9 protein-coding genes are annotated in these 6,502 nt (G+C 70.7%); 4 read left to right on the top strand and 5 right to left on the bottom strand.

The features are described from left to right. Positions 1–82 precede the first annotated feature (82 nt). Both ACWDX6_RS28595 and ACWDX6_RS28590 read right to left on the bottom strand, forming a co-directional pair. On the bottom strand, positions 83–358 hold the full coding sequence (locus ACWDX6_RS28595; RefSeq protein WP_403294189.1) for a GlsB/YeaQ/YmgE family stress response membrane protein: 276 nt from the start codon (positions 356–358) through the stop codon (positions 83–85). 103 nt (positions 359–461) lie between these two features. Then, the gene (locus tag ACWDX6_RS28590; protein ID WP_451487769.1) at positions 462–1,586 is read right to left on the bottom strand and encodes a glutamate--cysteine ligase 2; all 1,125 of its coding nucleotides are present in this window, start codon (positions 1,584–1,586) and stop codon (positions 462–464) included. 200 nt (positions 1,587–1,786) lie between these two features. On the opposite strand from ACWDX6_RS28590, the gene ACWDX6_RS28585 reads away from it, so the two are divergent. From ACWDX6_RS28585 to ACWDX6_RS28570, 4 genes are all read left to right on the top strand, one after another. After that, complete coding sequence (locus tag ACWDX6_RS28585; RefSeq protein WP_451487768.1) at positions 1,787–2,515, top strand: beta-glucanase; 729 nt, start codon at positions 1,787–1,789, stop codon at positions 2,513–2,515. Between the two features lie 47 nt (positions 2,516–2,562). Further along, the gene (locus tag ACWDX6_RS28580; RefSeq protein ID WP_451487767.1) at positions 2,563–3,240 is read left to right on the top strand and encodes a DUF4230 domain-containing protein; all 678 of its coding nucleotides are present in this window, start codon (positions 2,563–2,565) and stop codon (positions 3,238–3,240) included. 137 nt (positions 3,241–3,377) lie between these two features. Then, positions 3,378–3,833 (top strand): SsgA family sporulation/cell division regulator, encoded by a 456-nt coding sequence (locus tag ACWDX6_RS28575; RefSeq protein ID WP_451487766.1) that lies wholly within the window; start codon positions 3,378–3,380, stop codon positions 3,831–3,833. A gap of 94 nt (positions 3,834–3,927) precedes the next feature. After that, positions 3,928–4,185 (top strand): WhiB family transcriptional regulator, encoded by a 258-nt coding sequence (locus ACWDX6_RS28570; protein ID WP_451487765.1) that lies wholly within the window; start codon positions 3,928–3,930, stop codon positions 4,183–4,185. 179 nt (positions 4,186–4,364) lie between these two features. Here ACWDX6_RS28570 and ACWDX6_RS28565 read toward each other — a convergent pair whose 3' ends face one another. From ACWDX6_RS28565 to ACWDX6_RS28555, 3 genes are all read right to left on the bottom strand, one after another. Continuing rightward, positions 4,365–4,799: an ATP-binding protein gene (locus ACWDX6_RS28565; RefSeq protein WP_451487764.1), complete on the bottom strand. Its 435-nt coding sequence runs from the start codon at positions 4,797–4,799 to the stop codon at positions 4,365–4,367. Positions 4,800–5,005: 206 nt separating this feature from the next. Next, on the bottom strand, positions 5,006–5,869 hold the full coding sequence (locus ACWDX6_RS28560; protein WP_451487770.1) for an RNA polymerase sigma factor SigF: 864 nt from the start codon (positions 5,867–5,869) through the stop codon (positions 5,006–5,008). 133 nt (positions 5,870–6,002) lie between these two features. After that, a complete protein-coding gene (locus tag ACWDX6_RS28555; protein WP_451487763.1) occupies positions 6,003–6,446 on the bottom strand; it encodes an ATP-binding protein in 444 nt (147 codons plus the stop codon). Positions 6,447–6,502: the final 56 nt, after the last annotated feature.

Raw genomic sequence — 6,502 nt, 5'->3', positions numbered from 1 at the left:
GAACAGTACGGGGTGAGTTCCAGCATGTCGGAAGCACGCACGGAGGGGTCGGAGCCGCACGGCGCGGTCCCTACCGGCACCGTCAGGCGTGCCGGCGCGTCCGCCCACCGGTGAACAGCCGGTAGAGGGCGAGCAGGATCATCGAGCCGATGATGGCCGCGATCCAGGTGGACAGCTCGAAGAAGCCGTCGATCGACTCGACACCGAAGAGCACCTTTCCCAGCCAGCCGCCGAGCAGCCCGCCGGCGATGCCGATCAGCATGGTGATGATGAGCCCGCCGGGGTCCCTGCCCGGCATGAGAGCCTTGGCGATCAGACCGGCCAGCAGTCCGATGACTATCCAGGCGATGATGCCCATGGTGGTCCTCCTTCTGGGCTTGGCTTTCTGCCTCGTTTTCCTTCCTCCATCGGATGCGCGCCACGGCCGGATCCAAACGCGTGGGACGCCCCCGAGATGCCCCTCAGGACGGCGAACCGTCCGCGCCGGCCGTGGTGATGCGTGCACAGCCGGCGACCACCGCGGCGAGGCTGCCCTCCGTGCGCAGCAGCTCCCGCTGGACGCGGGCGCCGTTGCCCCGTGCCAGCAGGTCGGCGATGCCCTTCCGGACCCGCTCGGCGTCGCCCAGGTCCTCCAGGGCCGGCTCCACATGGCGGTACAGCGCCTGGACGACGCTCTCGGCCGGTGCCTCCCGCATCGTCTCGGGGTGGATGAGGGGGCCGTCCAGACCGGAGCGGCCGGCCCGCCACGAGGCGAGCCGCAGCAGGCTCGTGCCGATCCGGGGCGGCGGTTGCCCTTCCCTCCAGGCGCGCGCCGACGTCTCGACCAGGGCGCGTATCAGGGCCGCCAGCAGGACCGGCGTGGACGCCTCCAGGCATACGTCGGCCACCCGCACCTCGACCGTGGGATAGGACGCGGACAGCCGGGCGTCGAAGTAGATCATCCCCTGGTCGCGCAGGACTCCGGTGTCGAGCATGGCCTTGACCTGCTCGTGGTAGCGGTCCGCGGAGCCGAAGACGTCCACCGGGCCGGCCGAGGGCCATCGGTTCCACACCCGGCTGCGATAGCTGCCGTAACCGCTGTCCTCGCCCTGCCAGTACGGCGAGTTCGCGCTCAGCGCCAGGAGAACGGGGAGCCAGGGCCGCATGCGGTCCAGTACGGCGACGCCTTCCTCGTCGGACTCGACCGACACGTGCACATGGCAGCCGCAGGTCAGCTGTTCCTGCGCGGTCAGACCGAACTGCCGGCCCATCCACTCGTACCGCTCCCCCACGTTGAGCGAGGGGCTCACCGGCAGCGGTGAGGTCCCCATCGCGGTGACGACCGCGCCGACGGTCGCCGCGTGGCGGGCCGACTCGCGGCGCCACCGGACGATCTCCTCCTGGAGCTCGTCCATGCTGGTCACCGGCTTGGTCGCGAACTCCAGCTGCTCCTTCTGGAGTTCCTTCTCGAAGTCGCGGTCGTCGTCCCGGCTCTCGCGGTCGGCGGCGCGTTCCGCCGCCGCCAGGACGGCGCCGGCGAGCGCGCGCGGCGCACCGCTGTCCGCGTCCACGATCAGAAGTTCCTCTTCGACACCTACGCTGCGCACATCTCCACCCCTCGGTCGGACTCTTTGGTTGCTGCCTCTGTCCACGCACCCGGATCGGAAACTCGCAAGACCACCAAGACCTGCGTTTCTCCCTGACCGTGACGAGTTGACGCCACAGAGTGAGCAGTCTCGTGTGGGTGCGGCGCGGAGCGGGCAGAACCCGTTCGGACATTTCGTACCGGCGGGGCAGAGGAGTCACGATGCTGAGGGAGATCATCGACCGGCTGAAACGGCTCCGGCGCCGACAGGGCGGGGCCACCTCCGACGGCGCGCCCCGCACCGGGGAGCCGGTCTTCACGGCGGACTTCGCCTCGACGGAGCAGTGGGTCGCCGGACGGTCCTGGGCCTATCCGAACGGCGGTCCGACCAATCCGGGGGACGACAAACTCGACCATCTCGTCGAGGACGCCGCGTACAGCCGCTCGGGGCGGTTCCTGGCGACCCGGCGCACCGACGGCAACTGGAACGCCGGCCTGCTCACGACGGAGGGCAGCGCGGAGGGCTTCATGGTCCGGGCCGGTGACATCCTGGAGGCGCGGGTACGGCTGCCGGAGGAGCTGGGCGCCTGGCCGGCGATCTGGACCTGGCGCGACGGCGACCAGGAGATCGACGTCTTCGAGTACCACCCGGACAACCCCGATCTGCTGGAGCTGTCGAACCGGGTGCGCGGAGGACACCTCTACTACCGGGATCCCTCGATCCGGCCCGGCGCGTGGGTGGACCTGAGGGTCGAGTTCGGTGCCCGCTCCGTGGTGTGGCACGTCAACGGTGAGCGGGTGTTCGCCGACCGGCGGGGGGTGGGCCGCCGGTGGCGGGCGTATCTCATCGTCAACCTGTCCGTCTGCGCCGGGCGCCACCACCCGCCTCCCGAGCCCGGCACGTCGGAGATGTCCTTCGAGGTGTCCGACCTTCGCGTCCACCGGCCTTGAGGGCGCGCCCCGGGGATGAAGGCGCGTGCCGGGGGCATGCGGAGAGGATGCGAGAAGGTGAGGGGACTCCCCCGCGCGAGCCGCGGGCCCGCGCGCGTGCGGCCGGTCTGCCGGTCGTGGCCGTCGCCCTCCTGGTGGGGGCGCTCCTGGTCGTCCTCCTCGGGCGGTCCGGCCTCTTCCCCGGTCTCGGCGGGGTCATCGGTCTGGAGACGAAGGACCGTTCGGGCCCGGCGCTGCTGAAATCCGTCCAGGACATGCACCGTTACGAAGGTGCCGCCGGGAACTTCCAGATCGTGGTGGACCTGGAGAAGGACGCGCGGCTCCTTCCTGACGCGATCCGGGGCACCCGTACGCTCTTCGTCGCCAGTGGCACGGTCGGCGCCTATGTCGATCTGGGCGCCGTCGGCCAGGACAGCGTCACGGTGGACGAGAAGCGCACCTCGGCCACGCTGCGCCTGCCGCACGCGCGGCTCGACGAGCCGTCGCTCGACCCGGAGAAGTCGTACGCGGTCTCCAAGCAGCGTGGGCTCCTGGACCGGCTGGGCGACCTGTTCTCCGACAACCCCGCCGACGAGCGGGCCGTACACGCGCGCGCCGCCGAGCGCATCGGCGAGGCCGCGCGGGAGAGCGATCTGACCCTGCGGGCCGAGAAGAACACCACGGCCATGCTGGAGGGGATGCTGCGCGCGCTCGGCTTCGAGCGGGTGACGGTCACCTACGTCTGAGACGTCAACCCCGGGGACTCCTTCCACCTTTCACCCGCCTTTTACCGGATCGGTGCGTGAATTCGCCGTCGGCGGTTACGAGGGGAGGAGCACGGCGCCGCTCAGGCAGCGCGATCTCCCCGAGGGAAGTGGTGACGATGTCCGAACCGAACCGACCCGAGACCGCGGAACGAAGGCTGACGCCTCCGGTGCGGGCCTGGCACACGACGGCCCGTCAGGTGCAGGGAGGCGTCGACCTTTCCGTGCCCGCGACGTTCGAGTACGACCCCGACGACCCGTGGGCGGTTCGGATCGGCTTCCGGTTGCCGCTCGGCAGGGTCGTCGTCTGGGCGTTCTCCCGGGACCTGCTCCGCTCGGGCACCCGTGTCCTGAGCGGCGAGGGTGATGTGCGGCTGTGGCCGCTGCGCCGCGGCGGCAGGGAGGGGCGCGTCCGCATGCGGCTGGGCGCGGCCGGGGCGTTCGCGCTGGTCGACGTCGACCGCGCGGGCCTGCGGGACTGGCTGAGTGAGACGTACGCCGCCGTGCCGGAGGGGAGCGAGGCCGCGCGGATCGACTGGGAGGCCGAGACTCCGCACTTCTTCGCGCGGCGATGAGTATCCGCGGCCGGGGTGACGGAGTTTCAAGTACCGCACACGGGTGAGCCGAGTAGGAGAGACACGACCAGTCGTATACGAACAGGAGATACCGATGGAGAGCTGGCGCGCATCCGCGGCCTGCCAGAACGTCGACCCCGACCTTTTCTTCCCGGTGGGGACCGGCGCACCCGCCTTGATCCAGGCCGAGGAGGCCAAGGAGATCTGCCGGCGATGCCCCGTGCGCGAGGCGTGCCTGCGCTGGGCGATGGACGACTCCCGTCAGGTGACCGGGGTGTGGGGCGGTCTGCGGGAGGACGAACGGCAGGCGCTGAAGCGCCGGTTGCGGCGCCGGGCCAAGGAGCGGACCTGAGCGCGGCGGTCGCGCCACCGGGTCGAAGAGACGGAGGGAGCCCCGCGCCCAGGCGCGGCGAGGCTCCGCGGGGCGAAGGTGGGGGCGGGGGCTGGTTGCCGGCCGGGGCAGCGGTCAGGGCGAGACCGAGGGCACGTTCGGAGCAGAGGGCACGTACGGAACACGGGTCGGGGCGCGGGTCAGCTCAAGGGGAGACGCGCCCTGACCCGCTTGCCGTAGGGCGCCACGGCCTCGGTCTCGACGCCGTCGCAGAGCGCCAGGACGATCTCCATGCCGTGCTGCCCCAGCCGGTCCGGGTCTCGCGGGCGGGCCACCGGGGTCACCGGGCGCGTGTCGAGGACGCATATCTCCAGTGTCCCCGCGTACAGGGAGAGTTCGAGCCGGCAGGGGCCGGGGGCGTACTTCACGACGTTGGTCACGAGTTCGCTGACGACGAGGCGGGCGGCGTCGACGTCCTGCGCCGGGTACGGCCCGCGGCCGGTCGCGGCCGCCCCGTGGAGGAATGCGGCGGTGAAGTCCCGGGCCTCCGCGATGGCGCCCTGTGCCTTATCGAACTCCACGACGGCGTGCAGGGCGTCGCCCTGACGCAGGCCGGTCTCGCTCACCTCGGTCATGTCGTTCCCCGTTCGCCTTCCACACCCTGTCCCTGGTTCCTGTCGCCGCCCCGAGCTTCCTACGCCGAACAGCATTGCCCCTGTCGCTCTCCCGCCGGGCCTGCTTGCCCGGCCGCCCAGCACGGAACGGCCTCACCAGAAGGGGGTTGGTGAGGCCGTTCCGTATGCGGGAAGGGAGCTCGCCCCTCGACGTGACCCGCTCGGGTCTACGCCTGGGTGAGCATTCCCTTGCGCAGGCGCTCCAGATTGCGGGAGAGCAGCCGGGAGACGTGCATCTGGGAGATGCCGAGCTCCTTGCCGATCTCCGACTGCGTCAGCTCCTCGACGAATCGCAGGTGCAGGATGCGGCGGTCGCGGTCGTCGAGCTCCTCCAGCAGGGGCGCGAGCGTGTGGAAGTTCTCGAAGAGCTCGAGCGCCGGGTCCTCCACCCCGATGAAGTCGGCGAGCGCCGCGTCGCCGTCCTCTCCGTCCGGGCCGACGGCGGCGTCGAGGGACGTGGAGTTGTACCCGTTGGAGGCGATGCGCGCCTCGATCACCTCGTCCTCGGAGAGGTTCATCAGGGTCGCCAGCTCCGCCACGCTCGGCGCGCGGCCGAGGCGGGAGCTCAGCTCCTCCGTCGCCTTGGCCAGCTCCACCCGGGCTTCCTGCAGCCGGCGCGGTACGTGGACCGCCCACGAGGTGTCGCGGAAGAAGCGCTTGATCTCCCCGACGATGTACGGGACGGCGAAGCTGGTGAACTCGACCTCACGGGAGAGGTCGAACCGGTCGATGGCCTTGATCAGGCCGATGATGCCGACCTGGACGATGTCCTCCATCTCGTCGCCGCGGGCCCGGAACCGGCCGGCCGCGTAGCGCACGAGGGACATGTTCATCTCGATCAGCGTGTTGCGCGCGTACTGGTACTCGTGGGTCCCCTCCTCCAGTACCGCCAGCTTGTCGAAGAACACCTTCGACAGCTCACGTGCGTCCTTCGGGGCGACCTTGCGGGGAGCTTCGAGTACGGGAAGGTCCCCCACACCCGTCTCGACACCGGCCCGCGTCTCCGTCGTCACCTCAGTCGGCACTCTGATGACCTCCCTCGTCCGTCGCTGCTCGTATCCCCCGTGAGGGCCTCGCCTACCCCCACTTCCGCGAGGCATGCCAAAAAATTCTCGTCGGGAGAAAAAAATTTTCGGCCACCCCAGTCCACCACGCCCGAGCGGGTCACGCGAGGGAGAGGCGGGCCCGGACCCGCTTGCCCGACGGCTGCGGCTCCACGCTCACGCTCTCGCAGACCGCCACGACGATCTCGACGCCGTGCTGGCCGATGCGGCGGGGGTCGTGCGCCCGGGGCACCGGGGAGGCGTCGAGGTGGTCGAAGACCGAGATCTCCAGCGCGCCGTCGAACAGCTCCAGGGTGACCCGGCAGGGGCCCGGTGCGTGCCGCACCGCGTTGGTCACCAGCTCGCTGACCACGAGACGCGCGAGATCGATGCGCTCCCGGCTGACCGGCTCGCCTCCCGCGGCAGGTGCGGCGGCGAGGAAGTCGGCGGTGAAGTCACGAGCCGACGCGATCATGCCGTCGCCGCCGTCGGCCCCTCCGTAGTCCACGCTCGCGCACAGCGACGGTCGGCGCACCGCGCTTCTCCTGGCGATCGCCTCGGCCATCGCCCCTCCTCCCTCACGAGGCTGCTCGTTCCTCGCTTCATCGGGCGCATTTTCCC

It is taken from the genome of Streptomyces sp. NPDC003027 (genome assembly GCF_053591435.1).
The sequence above is the reverse complement of the archived record's forward strand: the minus strand, read 5'-3'. Positions and strand labels throughout refer to the sequence as shown.